This window comes from Rhizobium sp. PAMB 3182 (assembly GCF_052908355.1).
On record NZ_CM128607.1, the window covers coordinates 1,248,497 to 1,265,302 of the forward strand.

Genomic DNA, 16,806 nt, shown 5'->3' on the forward strand with positions numbered 1-16,806 from the left:
ACCGTCGCGTCAGGCCGTGACCGCGTTTGCTTGCGACCGCACGAAGCGGAAGGCGAGCAGCCAGCCGACCAGGGCGAACGGCACGGCCGACAAGAAGACGAAGGTGCTGACGTGCGCCGCCTCCGCGGCATCCATTCCATCCGCAAGTCCGCCCAGATGCGCGATGATGCCGGAGAATGCCGCACCGATCGCATATCCGAGACGCGTCATCGTCGGCAGCGCGCCGGCCATGCGTTCCGTATCGCCGGGTCCGGCGACGGCATTGGCGCGACGGCGCACGAAGCCATAGGCCATGCCGAAACCGCCGCCGTCGAGCGCCGCACAAGCGGCAATCCCGAACACCGAACCATGCGGCACGAAGAAGACGTAGCCGGTCGTCGCGACCGTCACCATCGACAGCCCGATCAGGATGAACTTGCCGTCCTCTGATTCCGGCCGACCGGATACGGCGATGGCGGAGAATGTCCAGGCAATCGAGGTGCAAGCGATCGCGTAGCCGGCCTCCACCGCCGAGATGTCATGGATCAGCTTCATCGCCAGCGGTGCGTAGATCGCCAGCGGAATGGTGGCGAAGGCGAAGAAGAACAGGAGGCCGAGACAGGCACCCGCCTGTGTGGACAGCCGCGTCACGCCATCCGGCAGCAGCCTGCGCTCGCCAGACGCTGCATCGAGTTTCAGGAAAAGGGCGACCGCACCGATACCGACGAGAAGGCTGACGATCATCAGCGGAGGGGAAATGCCGGTTCCGGCAAACGAGACCGAAACGATGCCGAGCCCCAGCAGCGCAAGACGCCGATAGGGAATGTAGGCTTCTTCGGGCTTGAGCTTCGGCGGCGGCGCCACACGGGCGACGAGCGGAATGGCGGCGGCGAGAAGCAGCGCCTTGGCGCCGAACAACAGGAAGCCGCCGCGCCAGCTCAGATATTCGGCAAACAGGCCGCCGATGAGCGGACCGAGGAAGGACGAGATGCCCCAGATTGCCGACATGACCGCAATCGCCCTGACTGACAGGCGCGGCGGGAAGAACAGGACCACCGCGATGTAGGCCAGCGACAGCAGGCCGCCGCCGCCGAGGCCCTGCAGCAGCCGGCCGAGGAGGACCACCCACATGGCCGGCGCAATTGCCGCGATGCCGCAGCCGGTGGCGAACACCAGCGCGGCGATCGCCATCGACTTGCGGATGCCATAGCGCAAAGACAGGAGCGCGGCGGAGGCACCGGCGATGATCGAACCCAGCTGGTAAAGCGAGAACAGCCAGGAGATCAGCCCCGCGCCGCCGATTTCGCCGACGATCGAAGGCGACATGGTGGCCACCAGTAGCTCGTCGGCGGCATGCAGCCAGACGCCAAAGCAGATGAGGACGAGTGGCGCCGTGTAGCGCGGGGTCAGGATTTCGCTCCAGGCGACGCCTTCGTTTTCGCTCTTGCCCATGGCCGATTGATCCGTTATTTTTAAAAGCAATTACTTTCAATAATCCTTCGCTTTGGAAAATGTCAACGGCCAGTGAAACGAATACCGAGGTTCGCATTCTCGACCTGTTGAAGACATCGGGACCGCAGACCTCCGAAGAGACCGGCAACGCGCTCGGCATGACCGCGCCCGGCGCGCAGCAGCATTTCGCCAGGCTGAAGGCCCGCGGTCTGGTGATCGACGAGCCGCGTCGCCAAGGCCGTGGGCGACCGCGCAAATACTGGCAGCTGACGGAGGACGGGCATGGCCGGTTTCCCGACAGGCATGCGGAACTGACCGTCGACCTCATTGCTTCCGTGCGAGCGCTGTTCGGGAAGGACGGGCTCGACAGGCTCATCTCCCATCGCGAGGCGGAAAGCCTCAGCCACTACCGGGACGCCCTCCTGAAGCAGGAGACGCTGGGAGAGAAGATCGCGACACTTGCGGCGTTGCGCACGGCGGAAGGCTACATGGCGGACTGGCAGCCGGTTTCTGCGGACGAATATCTGTTCTTCGAGAATCACTGCCCGATCTGCGCGGCCGCGAAGTCCTGCCAGGGCTTCTGCCGGTCTGAACTGGAAATCTTCCGCACCGCCCTCGGCGACGGCGTCATCGTCGAACGCGAGGAGCACATCGTCACCGGCGCGCGGCGCTGCACCTACCGAATCAACGCTTCGGCGTCTTAGAGGCCTTCTTGGTCTGCTCGGCCTTTTCCGCCTTCTTCATCTCGGCGCGGCGCTCGGCCTCCGTTTCCGCCAGCCGCCGCTTGCGGAAATTGACGACGGTCTGGTCGATGATTTTGCCCGGCGCCCGCTGGTCGTCGAACAGCAGTTCGATATCGACGACATGGCTCTTTTCGGCGAGTTCGTGGGCGCGGCCATGGTGGCCCGCCAGGCGAACGTGATCCTTCGACGTGGTGACAAGCAGGTAGCCGTTCGCCTCCGCATGATCGAGAAGATCGGCGATCTCGTCGTCCTGCAGATGCTGGTGGTCACCGAATTCGCGACGCACGCAGATTTCCGCGCCGAGCGCTTCCAGGGTGCGGAAGAACTTGGCCGGATCGGCGATGCCGGCATAGGCGAGCACCTTCTTCCCCGACAGTTCCGGGTTCGGCAGCGGGCGCGAATGGGCGAGATAGGCGGGTCGACCGGCACGGGCGGCGCGGCGGATCACGTCGTCAGCGCCATGGCCGTTGCCGACGACCAGCAAGGCGCTGGCCATGCGCAACTGCTGACCGAGCGGCGCGCGCACCGGGCCTCCGGGCAGCATGTGGCCATTGCCGATGCCGCGCATGGTATCGACGACAACGAGCGCAAAGTCGATCGCCAAACGCGCACTCTGGAAGCCGTCATCCATGATGATCAGATCGACACCCATGTCGGCCAGAATGCGGGCGCCGTCGATGCGGTTGCGGGAAATGACGGTCGGCGCCTCGCGCGTCAGCAGCAGGGGCTCGTCGCCGACATGGGCTGCCAGATGATGGGCGGGATCGACAAGCGTCGGCACGTCGATCGAGCCGCCGTAGCCGCGGCTCAAGAAACCCGGTTTCAGCCCCATCGCCTTCGCCTGACGGCAGAGCGCGATCGCGGTCGGCGTCTTGCCGGCCCCGCCGACCGTGAAATTGCCGACGCAGAGGACCGGGACGGGCACCGACTTGCGTTTCGTCCGGCGCATGCGCGCACCGGCGACGACGCCGTAGAGATAGGAAAAGGGATAGAGGCCCCAGGCACGCCAGTCCGCCTTTTGCCACCAGAAGGGCGGCGCTTCCGAAATCATGGACGCTCCCGTGTCTCTACCTCAACCGTCATCAAGGACCTAGCTAGCATCGAAGCGGCCCTTCCGGAAGGTCGCATCCTGCAAACGACCCTTCAGGCCGGCTGTTTTGCCGGCAGCAGCTCGAGAATGTCGACGATGCTCGCAAGGCAGAAATCGGCGGCGGCAGACAGGCTGTCGCGCGATCCGGTGCCGGTCAGCACGCCGATCTTCATGCCGGCGCCGGCATTGATGCCCATCAGCATGTCGTGATTGTTGTCGCCAACCATCGCCACATTGGCGGGCGCAATGCCCATCGCCTCGCAGAAGCCGAGCAGCATGCCCGGCGCCGGCTTGCAGCCGAAGCCGCTGTCGTAGCCGGCGATATAGTCGACGTGACGGGCAAAACCGAAACGCTCCGTCAGATTGCGGATGGAGCGCTCGTTGTCGCTGGAGGCGATGCCGAGCTTGAGGCCGCGGCCATGCAGTTCCGCAAAGAAGGCGGCGAGATCCGTGACGGGGACCGAGAAGGCGGTGGCGTCGGCAAACAGTGCGTCCAGCTTGCTGATGAGTTCCTCTGCCGGGACCGGCGAGCCGGCGGCGATCAGGCCTTCCGTGATCTCGTGCGTATTGCCGGCGGCGAGCAGGCTGTCCGGCACGATCGCCCCGGTCACCGGGTCCATGCCACAGGCGAGCAGCAGGCGATCGGCAAGCGCGGCGTCATCGCGCGAGGCGATGCGGGCGAGCTCGCGATTGACCGGCAGCCAGCTCTGGTCGTAGTCGAGCAGCGTGCCGTCCTTGTCGAACAGAATTCCGGCAATATCCTTCATCACCCCTCCCCGGGCATGCGAGACGATCAGCTGGCGCGCGGCATCAGCCGGGCCTGAACGGCGAGCGGCGTGATATAGGGTGTCAGCCCCTTGATCGTCGCCGGCAAGGCGCCGCGCATGCGCTGCACCGTCTCGTGTCCGGCCTCGATCATCTTCTGGCGCGCCGGCTCATTGTTCAAGAGATAGTTGACCGCCTTCGTGAGCATCTCGGTATCACGGACGAGGCGGGCTCCGCCGGCCTTGACCAATCTCTGGTAGGCGTCGCGGAAATTCTGCACATGCGCGCCAGAGAGCACCGCACTGCCGAGCATGGCCGGCTCAAGCGGGTTCTGGCCGCCTTCCGCATAGAGCGAGCGACCGACGAAAGTGACCTGCGTGAGGCGAAGATAGAGCCCCATCTCGCCGATCGTGTCGCCGAGAAAAATGTCGGTCTGCGGCGTGATCACATCGTTGCGGCTGCGGCGGGCGACCGTCAGGCCCTTGCCCACCAGCATGGCTTCGACGGCATCGGCGCGGTCCGGATGGCGGGGCACGATGATCGACAGCTGGTTGTTTCTCGCACGAATGGCCAGATGCACGTCGGCGGCGGCGGCTTCCTCGCCTTCGAAGGTGGAGATCGCCGCCCAGGTCTTCCGGTCGCCGATCTGGGCGCTGTAGGTCTCGAACAGCTGCTGGTTGACCGGCGGCGCATCGGTATCGACCTTGAGATTGCCGGAAACGATGACGTTCTGGACGCCCAAGTCATGATAGCGCTCGGCGTCGATGTCAGACTGCGCGATTGCCAGCGAGATGCCCTCGAACAAGAGTTCGGCAATCGCCGGGCGTCGTCTCCAGCGATCGAACGAGCGGTCGGAGATGCGGGCATTGATGAGGATCTGCGGGATCTGACGGCGCTTGAGCTCCGTGCAGATCACCGGCCAGATCTCGGATTCGGCGACGAGTGCCGCGTCAGGATGCCAGTAGTCGAGGAAGCGGCGCACGGCCGGCTTCATGTCAAGAGGCACGTATTGATGGATGACCTCATCCTTCAGCCGGCTCGCGATCAGTGCCGCGGATGTCGTCGTACCCGACGTCAGCACCACGTGAATGTCGCGGCGGCGCAGTTCCCGGATCAGCGGGATGATCGCCAGGGTTTCGCCGACGCTGGCCGCGTGACACCAGACCAGCGGTCCCTGCGGCCGGGGCGCGCTGGCAAAACCGAAGCGCTCGTTGCGGCGGGCAGCGTCTTCCTTGCCCTTGCGGGCGCGGTAGGAAAGATAGGGACCCATCACCGGATAGGCGGCCGAACCCGCCCATTGGTAGGCCGACAAGAAAAGCCGAGCAAGAAGCGCCGTCATGGGCCAAGGCTCCGGACTGTCGTCGGAATGAATGCAAATGCCCTTTTCAACGCATGCTACCTTAGAAACGGGTTCTTGGAATTGGTCAGATGACTTTAATTATGATTACGGTCAAATGAAGTCGCTCAAAAATTGCTGAGCGGTACGGTCCGGCAAATTCCGTTCCAATGCAACACGCAATTGACATCAAACCCCTGAAAAAATCGGCGAAGCGCCGGATTTGATCACTTGGGCGACGCCGGGTCGAGAAGACGGTGCATGTGCACGATGAAATAGCGCATATGGGCGTTGTCGACGGTCGCCTGCGCCTTGGCCTTCCAGGCGGTCAACGCGGTGGCGTAATCCGGGAAGATTCCGACGATGTCGAGGTCGTCGAGATTGCGGAACTGAACCTCCTGAAGGTTGTCGAGCTCGCCACCGAAGACGAGATGCAGGAGCTGCTTTTTGTTTTCCGTTTCTGCCATATCCGGCCCTTTCCCTGGTTAAACGCCTCCCCTGGCATCCCTGTGAGGGATTTCGCCCGAAAGGTCAACTGCGACGAATGCTCGACAAGAGCTTGGGCAACAGCCAATCGGAGGCGGCGTAGAGCTCGCCGTGGCTGACGCTGGCCCCGTTGTAGCGGACCGGCTCACCCTCAAGCGTCACCAGCCGTCCGCCGGCCCTCTCCAATATCAGATCGGCTGCGGCCAGATCCCAGTCGTGCGAACTCCTCATGACCAGCGTACCGTCTATCCGCCCGGCGGCGATCATCGCCAGCCGGTAGGCAAGCGACGGAACGTGATCGACGCGCTCGACGCCGGCTGCAAAATCATCGGCAAGGCGGGCGAGCATTTCCGAGCCGGTGGCGAAGCGTACCGGCCCGCCCGGACGGCTGGCATCCACCGTGATCGGCGAGCCGTTCAATGTCGCCGGCCCGGAAGGCCCGGCGACAAAAGTCTCACCGAAGGCCGGTGCATAGAGGACACCCGCGACGGGTCGGCCGTGATGGACGACTGCCACGCTGACGCACCAGGTGCGCCGGCCGGCAAGGAACGCCCGGGTGCCGTCGATCGGATCGACGACGAAGAGCGTGCTGGCGGCAAGCCGCGCCGGATCGTCCTCCGATTCCTCCGAAAGCCAGCCATAGCTCGGACGTGCGGGACGAAGCCGTGCCTCCAGCACCTCGTTGGCGGCGTAATCGGCAGCACTGACGGGCGAAACACCGCCGTTCTTCCACCAGACCTCCGGGGACTGGCCCCAGAAGGACTGCGCGACGTCCCCCGCCTCGCGGGCGGCCTCGACGATGAGGTCGATATCCTGCTGCCAGTTTTCCGAAGTCACCTGTTCCATCAACACCTTCAACGCCCGGCCAGCGTCATGCCTTCGATCGCGATCGTCGGCGCGGCGGTGCCGAACTTGCGGTCGATGTCGTTTGCAGGCGTCAGCCGCATGAACATGTCCTTGAGGTTGGAGGCGATGGTGACTTCCGACACCGGGAAGGTCAGTTCGCCGTTCTCGATCCAGAAGCCGGTGGCGCCGCGGCTGTACTCGCCGGAGATCATGTTGACGCCCTGCCCGATCAGTTCCGTCACGTAGAAACCGTTTCCGACCGAGCGGATCAGGTCCTCCGGACTGATGTCGCCCGGTTCCAGCGCCAGGTTGGTCGATGTCGGAGAGACGCTGGTGCCGCCGCGTGCGCCACGGCCATTGGTCTCCAGCCCCAGCTCGCGGGCGGCCGAGGACGACAGGAACCAGTGCTTCAGCACTCCGTCCTCGATCATCGTCATCTTCTCGCCCTTCACCCCCTCGCCATCGAAGGGGCGCGAGGCCGGTCCGCGGACGATCATCGGATCGTCGGTGATGTTGAGGCCGGCCTTCAATACCTGCTGTCCCATGCGGTCGCGCAGGAAGCTCGTCTTGCGGGCAACCGATGCACCGTTGATCGCGCCGGCGATATGACCGACGAAACCGCGGGCAATACGCGGATCGAAGACGACCGTGAGGTTGGAGCCGGTATCCACCTGGCGCGGATTGAGCCGGCGCACCGCCCGCTCGCCGGCGCGTCGGCCGATCTCGCCTGCATCTTCGAGTTCGGCGAAGAACAGCCGGCTGTCGAAATCATAGTCGCGTTCCATCGCCGTGCCCTCGCCGGCGATCGCGCTGGCGGAGCGCGAGTAGCGCGAGCCCATGTAGCTGCCGGAAAAGCCGTCCGAGGTCACCAGCACGAGGCCACCCATACCGGCGGACGCCGATGCGCCCGGGGAATTGGTGACGCCCTCCACGGACAGAACCGCCGCTTCTGCGGCCAGCGCCGCTTCCGTCAGAGCCTCGGCGCTGACCTCGGTCGGATCGTAAAGATCGAGATCGGGAATGGAGGTGGCAAGACGGGCGGGATCGGCGAGGCCCGCATAGGGATCTTCCGGCGAAACCCTGGCCATGGCGACGGCGCGTTCGGCAAGCGCCTTGAGGTCGGCGCCGGGATTAGCCGAAACGCTGGCGACCTTGCGCCCGATGAAGACACGCAGCGAGAAGTCGTCGCTCTCGGCGGCGCTGGTGCCTTCCACCTTGCCGTTACGAACGCTGACAGAATGGCCATAGCTGCGGACGACGACGGCGTCGGCGGCATCCGCTCCGGCGCGGCGCGCCATGTCGACGAGTTCGGAGGCGCGGGCAAGGAGTGTTTCGGAATTGATTTCTGAGGACATTGTGGACCTTTCCTTTGCGCTCCATTTATTGTGCAGTACACAAAGCATCAAGTGTCGCCACGCCAATCCACCGCTGACTGGAGCCGGGTGCGACGATAATTATCGTTTCAACCGCCGGAGCCGCAATGAGCGACGCACATGCCTTGCTGACAGACACCATCGTTTTGTTGGGTGGAGCAACGCTTGCCGCTCCGATTTTCAAGAAACTAGGGCTCGGTACCGTTCTCGGCTACCTCGCGGCCGGTGTTCTTCTCGGACCGGTGTTCGCGCGCATCAGCGACGGCGAGCAGATCCTCTCCGTCGCCGAACTCGGCGTCGTGCTCCTTCTCTTCATCGTCGGGCTCGAGCTGAAGCCCTCCCGCCTGTGGCAAATGCGGCGCGACATCTTCGGTCTCGGCTCCGCGCAGGTGATCCTGAGCGGCCTCGTCATCACCGCAGTGCTGATCTGGGGCGGCTTTCCGGGATGGCAGGGCGCGGTAATCGCGGGCTTCGGTCTCGCGCTTTCGTCCACCGCTTTTGCCCTGCAGATCCTCGACGACGACGGCGACACCAATACCCGATACGGCCAGAGGTCTTTCTCCATCCTCCTCCTGCAGGACCTCGCCATCGTGCCGCTTCTGGCGCTGATCCCGGCATTCGGCAGCGGCGGAGGCGAAGAGCACACGCCGGCGCTCGTCAGCCTCGGCATCGCCGTTCTCGCCGTCGGGGGACTGATCACGGCCGGCCGCTATCTGCTGACGCCGCTGTTCCAGACGATCGCCAGCACCGGCGCGCGCGAGGCGATGATCGCGGCCGCCCTGTTCGTGGTGCTGGGTTCGGCGGCGCTCATGCAGTTTGCCGGCCTTTCCATGGCCATGGGCGCATTTCTCGCCGGCCTGATGCTGGCCGAATCCTCCTACCGGCACGAGCTGGAAGCCGACATCGAGCCCTTCCGCGGTATCCTGCTGGCGATCTTCTTCATCGCCGTCGGCCTGTCGCTGAAACTGGAGGTCATTGCCGATCACTGGCTGTTGATCCTTGTCTCGGTGCCGCTGCTGATGGCCGCCAAGGCCGCGATCCTCTATGTCACCTGTCGGATTGCCGGCTCCGCGCACGAGGATGCGGTGAAGATCGCCGCGCTGCTGCCGCAGGGCGGCGAATTCGGTTTCGTGCTGTTCACCACGGCGGCGGCCGCCGGGCTTTTTTCCGAGAACATCGCCTCCACGATGATCGCCGTCGTCACCCTTTCCATGGCGCTGACGCCCCTGACCGTGCGCCTTGCCGGACGCTTCATCGCGCCGCCGCAGGACGAGGTGATGGACGAGGATTTCGAGGGCGCGGGCGCCGACGTGCTGATGATCGGCTTCTCGCGTTTCGGCCAGATCGCCGCGCAGGTGCTGCTCGCCGGCGGCAGCGAGGTCACGGTTCTCGACACGTCCGCCGAGCGCATCCGTCAGGCCGCCCGGTTCGGCTTCCGCATCTATTTCGGCGACGGCCAGCGCAAGGACGTGCTGATCTCCGCCGGCATCGAGAAAGCCAAGATCGTCGCGGTCTGCACGCAGAAGAAGGAAACCACCGATCAAGTGATCGACCTGATCCAGTCGGAGTTTCCGGACGTGCGCATTTTCGCGCGCTCCTACGACCGCGTGCACTCATTGTCCCTGAAGGCGCGCGGGGTGGAATACGAGCTCCGCGAAACGCTCGAATCCGGCCTGAAGTTCGGCCGCAAGACGCTGGAAGGGCTCGGTCTCGGCCAGGAACAGGCGATGGCGATCGGCGACGACATCCGGCGGCGCGATGCGGAGCGGCTGGACCTTCAGGCGGCGGAGGGCATCTCTGCCGGCATGCACATGCTGCATTCGCGGCCGGTACGCCCGGAACCGCTGACGAAGCCCAAGCGTCATGTCGAAGAGATCGAGGACTAGTTGGAAGCGCCTCGCTGATTCAGCCCAAGGGCAACAGCCAGGTGTGAGTTCGTCCCGGCGCTAGACGTCAAGCCCGTAAATGACAACACGAATGTCAGAACGGCCTTCGTAGAGGAGTACGTTCAGATCATAGCGCTGCCAGCCGGCATCGGGGTGAAACAGTTCCTTGGAGCTATCCCCGATCCGCACGGCCTCCGGGTCTTTCCACCATTCTTGAGCGATGGGGAATTCTTGCATCACCTTGTCGAGGAGGCTGCGAAGGATCGGGTCCTTGCCGGCGGTGAGGTAGTCGTGCCGGGCTTTGAGAAATATCTGCCGGGCCGCTCGCTCCCACTCTCGGACGAGAGGCCGATAGGCTTCGCTAAAGAACACGATGCCCAGCATGTTCGGATCTCGCTCGCGCAGGGCTGGGAAAAGCCGTTCGGCCTCGCTGTTGAATTCCAGCACGTCCCACCGCAGATTCAAGATGTAGGCGGGATTTGGGAGAGCGGTGATCATCGCGACAAGAGAGGCGGGAACATCGGAGCGCCCATCCGCATGTGGTTTGATATCTCGCCCTGCAAGCGCGTAAAGATACTCCTGCTCGGCACGATCAAGCTTCAACCCCCGTACGAAGCGCCCGAGGAAATCGTCAGACACGTGAATGTCGCGTCCCTGTTCGAACCAGGTGTACCAGGTCAACCCGACCCCGGCCAGGGTCGCCACCTCCTCACGCCGTAGCCCTGCCGTCCGCCGGCGTCCACCTACCGACAGCCCGAGCTTCTCAGGCGAAGCCTGCTCCCGGCAATACCTTACAAATTGCGACAGTTCCCGCCTTTCGGGAACACGGGTCAGACGGGATGACGTCATGGTCTCCTCCTGAAGACCTGTTACTTCAGCAACAGTATAAAAGTCATATGGCAACAGGATAATTCAACCCTTATCGTTTTCGCAATAAGGAGATAGCGCATGTCAGTATCATTGATCGGACTTGGGAAAATCGGGACTGCGATCCTCCCGCACTTACTGCCTTTGGGCGAAGACGTAAAAATCTGGAACCGGTCAGGTGCCGCCATCGACAGGCTCATCAAGCCCGGCGTAACGCCGGCGTCCGACATTTCCGACGCATTCGCGGCCGATATTGTCCTCTCCGTGCTATTCGACGACGAGGCGGTTCGCTCGGTCGTCACCGCAGAACGGCTTCAAGGAGCCTCCGACCGCGGTTCGCTGCACATCTGCCTGTCCACCGTCAGTCCCGATCTTACGGAAGAGCTCGAAAATCTGCACGCCTCGCTGGGGGTTGGCTACCTCGCGGCACCACTTTTTGGTCGTCCCGAGGCAGTCGAACGGCGTGAGGCAAACATCTGCGTCGCAGGAGATGACGCCTGCATCGAACGGGGCCGACCCTATCTTGAATGTTTCGGACGTGTCTGGAGGGTCGGTGAAAAGCCCCGCCAGGCAAGCGTGGCAAAGCTCTGCGGGAACTTCATGATCGGCGCCGCGATCGAATCCATGGCGGAGGCGGCAAGCCTGATCAGCGCAGGCAACGGCGACGCCGCAGCATTCATGTCGCTGATGACGGAAACGTTGTTTTCGTCTCCCGTCTACCGGAACTACGCTGCCTCCGTCCTCGGAACGGCTACCCTTCCGCCAAGTGGTTTGGCGCTGCCGATGAAGGACATGGCGCTTTTGTCCGCCGTCGCCAGAAACGCCTCCGTTCATACGAAGGTTCTGGACGCATTGCGCGCGAACCTGTCCAGCGCAGATGCCGCTGGCCTCGGAGATCAGGATTGGTCCGTAGCATTGGGACAATCAGCCCGACGCGTCATGACCGCCTAGCCCCGACATTGGACCAATGAGACGTTCCCGATGCAGGCCCCCGCTGTCGAAGTAGTTACTGTCGGTATACGTCCGGTCTAGGAAATCAGGCGCCGCTCGATTTCGCGATCGATCGCGAACTTCACCTCGTCCTTCAGCGCGCGGGAACTTTCCAGAACCTCGCCGGCCTTCATGAAATCGAGAACGTGAAAGCGGCCGACGGCCGGGCGCAGGAAGATGTGCGGCTTCTGCTGGCTGATCTTCAGCGCGATGATCGCCTGCATCATCAGCTGGCTGGCGCCGAACAGGCTGTCGATGCGCGCCGGGATCTGGCCGGCCTCGCCTTCCGGTCCGCCGACCACGTCGACGCCGATGACGATGTCGGCCTTGTCCATCAGATAATCGAAGGGCACGGGATTGGTGATGCCGCCGTCGATCATCACCCGGCCGTTGATGGTGACCGGCATGAACACGGCGGGGATGGCCGCAGAGGCTGCGAGCGCCTGGAAGAGATCGCCCTCGGACAGCACCACTTCCTTCTGCCCGTAATAATCGGTGACGCAGATCGTCGTCGGAATGGTGAGCGCGGAAAAGTCCTCCGGAATCTCACCGGGAAGAAAGGCGCGCAGGATGCGCTCCAGATTGTACTGGCCGAAGCGGAAGCCGTTCATCACGTCGCGCATCGTGGTCGGGCGCAGGCTCCAGATGCGGTTCATCACTTCGCCGGGCTTGCCGACGGTCGCGAGCGTATGATCGCGGATCGCCTCACCCGTCAGGCCCGCAGCCATGGCCGCGCCCATGATCGCGCCGATCGATGAGCCGGCAATCGCCACGGGGCGAATACCGAGTTCGTCGAGCGCCTCGATGACATGGATGTGGGCAAGCCCCCGCGCGCCGCCGCCGCCGAAGGCGACCGCGACGGTCGGTGTCGAGCTGTTGGTCGGAGCGTCCGTCATGCAGGCCTCACGCCGGCTGGTAGCGATAGAAATGCATCCGCGTGTCGCCGAAGGTGCGCGTCTCGACGGTCATGAAGGTTGCCGGAAGGATCGGATCGACATCCGCGCGTTCTTCCAGGATCACCAGTGCGCCGGGCTTGATCCATCCACCCTCGCCTGCGCCAGTGAGCGCCTTTTCGCCGAGCCCCTTGCCATAGGGCGGGTCGGCGAAGATGAAATCGAAGGGTTCGATGGTGCCCGGTTTGCCGATCTGGGTGGCGTCGCGGCGCAGGATCCGCGCGCGGCCCTGCAGGCCGAACGCCTCGATATTGTCCCAGATCAGGCCGCGGCCTTCGACGCCGTTCTCGATGAACAGCGCGCTGCGGCAGCCACGCGACAGGGCTTCGATGCCGACGGCGCCGGTGCCTGCGAAGATGTCGAGGATGCGGCCGCCATCGAGCACGTCGGCATAGGCGTGAGCCAGGATGTTGAACAGGCTTTCGCGCGTCCGGTCGCTGGTCGGACGGATCGCATCGGATTTCGGAGTGGCCAGCGAGCGGCCACGGAATTCACCGCCGACGATCCGCACCGCCGCCCCTCTTTCCTCCCGAAGGGCCGCTCGGGCGACCGTCCGGCTTGCCGCCGCGACCTGCTCCGTCCCTCGGGCCGCCACGGCCTTCGGATGCGCCGTCACGCTTCGGTCCGCGCGCCGAGGCGGGCCTGCCGCCTTCCGGCCGTCCGCCGTCCGGTCTGCCACCTTCCGGCTTTCCGGAGCGCGGCTTGCCCGGGCCGCGGAACGGTGCCTCGCCACGGGCTTCGCGCTGGGCGCGCTTGCGGGCTCTCTCCTCGGCCTTTTCTATGGCCTTGGGGCCGAGCGGCTTGGCGCCGGGCGCCATCCAGACATTGGCGGTACGCTTGCCGGCGGCAGGCGCCTTCTTCTTCTTGAAATCGTCCTTGTCGTCGCGCTTGCCGAAGCCGCCGGCCTTGGAAAAGCCACCCGGCTTCTTGGTGTCGAGACGGTCGCGTGCGCGCTCGCGGCGATCGCCTTCGTCACCGCGGAAACGGTCCTCGCGGGCCGGGCGCTCGCGTTCGGGCGGAGCGCTTTTCGCCGGTGCCGCGGCCTTAGGGGCACGATCCGGCTTTTCGTCGGATTCAATGACTTCGCCGGTCTGCGTGTAGATCGGCGCATCAAAGTTGGCCTTGGCGTCCTCGATGAGACGCGGACCGAGCTGGTCGCGCAGCATGCGGCCGCGCACCTCGATCACCTTGCCTTCGCCGAGATCGCCGAGCTGGAACGGACCATAGGAAATGCGGATCAGCCGGTTGACGTCGAGGCCGAGCGCGCCGAGCACATTCTTGATCTCGCGGTTCTTGCCTTCGCGCAGGCCCATGGTGATCCAGACATTGTGGCCCTGGACGCGGTCGAGCGTCGCGTCGATCGAGCCGTAGAGCACGCCGTCGACGGCGATGCCGTCCTTCAGCTTGTCGAGATCGGCCTGCTCGATCTCGCCGTAGGCGCGCACGCGGTAGCGGCGCAGCCAGCCGGTGGTCGGCAGCTCGAGGGTGCGGGCAAGGCCGCCGTCATTGGTCAGGAGCAGCAGGCCTTCGGTGTTGATGTCGAGGCGGCCGATCGACATGACGCGCGGCAAATCCTTCGGCAGGCTCTCGAACACCGTCGGACGGCCTTCCGGATCGGAGTTGGTGGTCACCAGGCCGGCCGGCTTGTGATAGAGCCAGAGCCGGGTGCGCTCGATGCCGCGGATCTGTTCGTCGTCGACCTCGATCTTGTCGGCGAAAGTCACGTTGACGGCCGGCGTGGTCAGCACTTCGCCGTTGAGCTTGATGCGGCCGTCGAGGATCATGCGCTCGATGTCGCGGCGCGATGCGATGCCGGCACGCGCCAGAAGCTTGGAAATGCGCTCCGGCTCCTGCTCGGCATTGAGGCTCACCTCGGAGGTCGCCTGCGGCTTGATCACCGGCTTGACATCGCGGGGCTCGCGACGCGGTGCGCGCTTCTCGTCGGACTTGGCGGCAAAGGGCTTGCCGCCGTCTTTCGGACCGCTCTTGAACGGCCGCTTCGGACCGGTGGATTTTGCGCCCGCCGGTTTCGAACCGGGGCGCCTGGGCTTGTCATTGAATGCCATATGTTGTTTGCCTTGTTGCGGTTCCGCGCCAAACGGTCCGGCACACTGCCCGCACACGCAACCGACAGGGGCGCGGCAGTGCCTGTTCTTTGCGGCTCTCCTAGCAGTTCGGAGCCGCGCGGTTAAGAGGAAATATCGGGTGATCGGTACAATTCGCCATATGGAAGAGGCGCTTGAGGAGGCGCGGGCCGCAGGCGAACGCGGCGAAGTGCCGATCGGCGCGGTCGTCGTCGTCGACGGCGAGATCGTCGCACGCGCCGGCAACCGCACGCGCGAACTCAACGATGTGACGGCGCACGCCGAAATCCTGGCCATCCGCGAGGCCTCCGCGAAGCTCGGACAGGAGCGGCTGACGGATGCCGACCTCTATGTCACGCTGGAGCCCTGCGCCATGTGTGCGGCGGCCATTTCCTTTGCCCGCATCCGCAGGCTCTATTACGGCGCCGAGGATCCGAAGGGTGGCGGCGTGGACCATGGCGGGCGCTTCTACAGCCAGCCGACCTGCCATCATGCACCGGAGGTCTATTCAGGGATCGACGAGCGCCGGGCGGCCGACATCCTGCGTGACTTCTTTGCCGGCAAGCGCTGAGGCGCTTGATGCCGCGACGTCTGCGGCCACCGTATCGTCCAGGTCGGCAATGATGCAATTGCGGCCGGCACGCTTGGCGCGATAGAGGCGCTTGTCGGCCTCACGGGCGGCGTGGGCTATATCGAAGCGCTCGGACACGGTGACGAGGCCGATGCTGACCGTCAGCGACACGGCGGCATCATCAAGCGCGAGAGAGAGCTTTTCGACCGACGCACGAATGTCTTCCGCTGTCCGACAGGCGGCGGCATGGCCGATGCGCGGCAGGAAGACCGCGAACTCTTCACCGCCAATCCGTCCCCACAGGGCTTCCTCGTCGAGAACGGTGCGGATTGCGGTGGCAATCCGTCGCAACGCCTCGTCGCCGGCGTGATGGCCATAAGTGTCGTTGATGCTCTTGAAGTGGTCGACGTCGATATAGACGAGGCTTTCCGGTCCTCCGGAGCGGGAGCGGGCATCAACCGTGGCGAAGAAGGTCTCCCGGTTCATCGCGCCGGTCATCTGGTCGATGCGCGATCGTTCGTAGAGATCACGATGGGCCTGCTTCAGGTCGGCATGGGCAATCCGCAATTCGTTGCGCATCCGCCGAAGCCGTGCCTGCTGGGAGAACTGGAAGGCGCTGACCGGCCACGCGATCAGCAGCGGGCAGACGATCGCCATGATCAAGCCGTTGCCGTCGACGCGTCCACCCATGAGCGGCACGGCAACGAAACAGATTGCGAGCGATGCGAGAACCGAAAGGACGGCCGCAATCGATGCTTTTGCAACGATGGCCACCATGCCCGCGCCCTCCTCAATCTGGAATCATGAATTCAACCAGACCGGGCATAGCGCCAATGTGTTTACGAAATGGAAAAGCCTCACTCCGCCAGACGGAGAAGGTTTATGAAGCGTGTCCGGTTTCAGCCGGATGCGAAGGTCTTCAGCGCATCGCCGGCGAGCCGGTAGCGCATCCATTCGCTCTGGGGTTCGGCGCCCATGGATTCGTAGACGCGGATGGCCGGCTCGTTCCAGGTGAGCACGCTCCATTCGAAGCGGCCGCAGTCCTCCTCGACGGCGGTCCGGGCGAGATACTTCAACAGGAGCTTGCCCGCACCCTGGCCGCGATACGACGGCGAGACATAGAGGTCCTCGAGATAGAGCCCCTTCTTCGCCTGCCATGTGGAATAGTTGTAGAACCAGACCGCAAAGCCGACGGGCGCGCCATCGTCCTCGCAGATCGCCGCCCTCGTGACCGAACCGTCGCCGAAAATGGATTGCGACAGGCTTTCCTCGGTTGCCTCGACCTCGTGCTCGGCCATCTCGTAGGTGGCAAGCTCGACGATGAAACGCAGGATGACATGGATGTCCGCAGGCTCGGCGCGGCGGATGGTCAAAGCCATGCCGAA

The 16,806-nt window shown here is 64.3% G+C and carries 17 protein-coding genes; 4 read left to right on the forward strand and 13 right to left on the reverse strand.

Annotated elements, in window-relative coordinates:
- Nucleotides 1-9: 9 nt before the first annotated feature.
- On the reverse strand, nucleotides 10-1,431 hold the full coding sequence (locus ACU5AZ_RS06300; RefSeq protein ID WP_446825167.1) for an MFS transporter: 1,422 nt from the start codon (nucleotides 1,429-1,431) through the stop codon (nucleotides 10-12).
- A gap of 59 nt (nucleotides 1,432-1,490) precedes the next feature.
- Between ACU5AZ_RS06300 and ACU5AZ_RS06305 the strand changes: the two genes are divergently transcribed.
- Nucleotides 1,491-2,135 carry a helix-turn-helix transcriptional regulator gene (locus tag ACU5AZ_RS06305; RefSeq protein ID WP_446825168.1) on the forward strand — a complete coding sequence of 215 codons (645 nt, stop codon included), beginning with the start codon at nucleotides 1,491-1,493 and terminating at the stop codon, nucleotides 2,133-2,135.
- Here ACU5AZ_RS06305 and lpxK read toward each other — a convergent pair.
- The 6 genes from lpxK to ACU5AZ_RS06335 form a co-directional block, all read right to left on the reverse strand.
- On the reverse strand, nucleotides 2,116-3,225 hold the full coding sequence (lpxK, locus tag ACU5AZ_RS06310) for a tetraacyldisaccharide 4'-kinase (protein ID WP_446825169.1): 1,110 nt from the start codon (nucleotides 3,223-3,225) through the stop codon (nucleotides 2,116-2,118). The two genes, ACU5AZ_RS06305 and lpxK, sit on opposite strands and share 20 nt — an antisense overlap.
- Nucleotides 3,226-3,317: 92 nt before the next feature.
- Nucleotides 3,318-4,031 carry an HAD family hydrolase gene (locus ACU5AZ_RS06315; RefSeq protein ID WP_446825170.1) on the reverse strand — a complete coding sequence of 238 codons (714 nt, stop codon included), beginning with the start codon at nucleotides 4,029-4,031 and terminating at the stop codon, nucleotides 3,318-3,320.
- A 26-nt stretch (nucleotides 4,032-4,057) separates the two neighbouring features.
- A complete protein-coding gene (gene waaA / locus ACU5AZ_RS06320) occupies nucleotides 4,058-5,368 on the reverse strand; it encodes a lipid IV(A) 3-deoxy-D-manno-octulosonic acid transferase (RefSeq protein WP_446825171.1) in 1,311 nt (436 codons plus the stop codon).
- Nucleotides 5,369-5,592: 224 nt separating this feature from the next.
- Nucleotides 5,593-5,832: a DUF4170 domain-containing protein gene (locus ACU5AZ_RS06325; RefSeq protein WP_446825172.1), complete on the reverse strand. Its 240-nt coding sequence runs from the start codon at nucleotides 5,830-5,832 to the stop codon at nucleotides 5,593-5,595.
- Nucleotides 5,833-5,896: 64 nt separating this feature from the next.
- A complete protein-coding gene (locus tag ACU5AZ_RS06330) occupies nucleotides 5,897-6,697 on the reverse strand; it encodes a 3'(2'),5'-bisphosphate nucleotidase CysQ (protein WP_446825173.1) in 801 nt (266 codons plus the stop codon).
- A gap of 8 nt (nucleotides 6,698-6,705) precedes the next feature.
- Entirely contained in the window at nucleotides 6,706-8,052 is a 1,347-nt protein-coding gene (locus ACU5AZ_RS06335; RefSeq protein ID WP_446825174.1) for a TldD/PmbA family protein, read from the reverse strand.
- A gap of 125 nt (nucleotides 8,053-8,177) precedes the next feature.
- Between ACU5AZ_RS06335 and ACU5AZ_RS06340 the strand changes: the two genes are divergently transcribed.
- On the forward strand, nucleotides 8,178-9,956 hold the full coding sequence (locus ACU5AZ_RS06340) for a monovalent cation:proton antiporter-2 (CPA2) family protein (protein ID WP_446825175.1): 1,779 nt from the start codon (nucleotides 8,178-8,180) through the stop codon (nucleotides 9,954-9,956).
- Nucleotides 9,957-10,016: 60 nt separating this feature from the next.
- Here the strand turns inward: ACU5AZ_RS06340 and ACU5AZ_RS06345 are convergent, their stop codons facing one another.
- Entirely contained in the window at nucleotides 10,017-10,805 is a 789-nt protein-coding gene (locus tag ACU5AZ_RS06345) for a helix-turn-helix transcriptional regulator (protein WP_446825176.1), read from the reverse strand.
- A 99-nt stretch (nucleotides 10,806-10,904) separates the two neighbouring features.
- Here ACU5AZ_RS06345 and ACU5AZ_RS06350 point away from each other — a divergent pair, with 99 nt between their 5' ends.
- Nucleotides 10,905-11,774 carry an NAD(P)-dependent oxidoreductase gene (locus ACU5AZ_RS06350; RefSeq protein WP_446825177.1) on the forward strand — a complete coding sequence of 290 codons (870 nt, stop codon included), beginning with the start codon at nucleotides 10,905-10,907 and terminating at the stop codon, nucleotides 11,772-11,774.
- Nucleotides 11,775-11,851: 77 nt separating this feature from the next.
- Here ACU5AZ_RS06350 and ACU5AZ_RS06355 read toward each other — a convergent pair whose 3' ends face one another.
- From ACU5AZ_RS06355 to ACU5AZ_RS06365, 3 genes are read right to left on the reverse strand one after another with little or no spacing between them, the layout of a single operon-like run.
- The gene (locus ACU5AZ_RS06355; RefSeq protein ID WP_446825178.1) at nucleotides 11,852-12,709 is read right to left on the reverse strand and encodes a patatin-like phospholipase family protein; all 858 of its coding nucleotides are present in this window, start codon (nucleotides 12,707-12,709) and stop codon (nucleotides 11,852-11,854) included.
- A gap of 7 nt (nucleotides 12,710-12,716) precedes the next feature.
- A complete protein-coding gene (gene rsmD, locus ACU5AZ_RS06360; protein WP_446825179.1) occupies nucleotides 12,717-13,277 on the reverse strand; it encodes a 16S rRNA (guanine(966)-N(2))-methyltransferase RsmD in 561 nt (186 codons plus the stop codon).
- Entirely contained in the window at nucleotides 13,258-14,832 is a 1,575-nt protein-coding gene (locus ACU5AZ_RS06365) for a pseudouridine synthase (RefSeq protein ID WP_446825180.1), read from the reverse strand. Before ACU5AZ_RS06365 ends, rsmD begins: the two co-directional genes overlap by 20 nt.
- Nucleotides 14,833-14,992: 160 nt before the next feature.
- Here ACU5AZ_RS06365 and ACU5AZ_RS06370 point away from each other — a divergent pair, with 160 nt between their 5' ends.
- Nucleotides 14,993-15,421 (forward strand): nucleoside deaminase, encoded by a 429-nt coding sequence (locus ACU5AZ_RS06370; RefSeq protein WP_446825938.1) that lies wholly within the window; start codon nucleotides 14,993-14,995, stop codon nucleotides 15,419-15,421.
- Here the strand turns inward: ACU5AZ_RS06370 and ACU5AZ_RS06375 are convergent.
- On the reverse strand, nucleotides 15,359-16,198 hold the full coding sequence (locus ACU5AZ_RS06375; RefSeq protein WP_446825181.1) for a GGDEF domain-containing protein: 840 nt from the start codon (nucleotides 16,196-16,198) through the stop codon (nucleotides 15,359-15,361). The two genes, ACU5AZ_RS06370 and ACU5AZ_RS06375, sit on opposite strands and share 63 nt — an antisense overlap.
- 122 nt (nucleotides 16,199-16,320) lie before the next feature.
- Nucleotides 16,321-16,800, reverse strand: coding sequence for an N-acetyltransferase family protein (locus ACU5AZ_RS06380; protein WP_446825182.1), 480 nt, complete (start codon nucleotides 16,798-16,800; stop codon nucleotides 16,321-16,323).
- Nucleotides 16,801-16,806 lie beyond the last annotated feature (6 nt).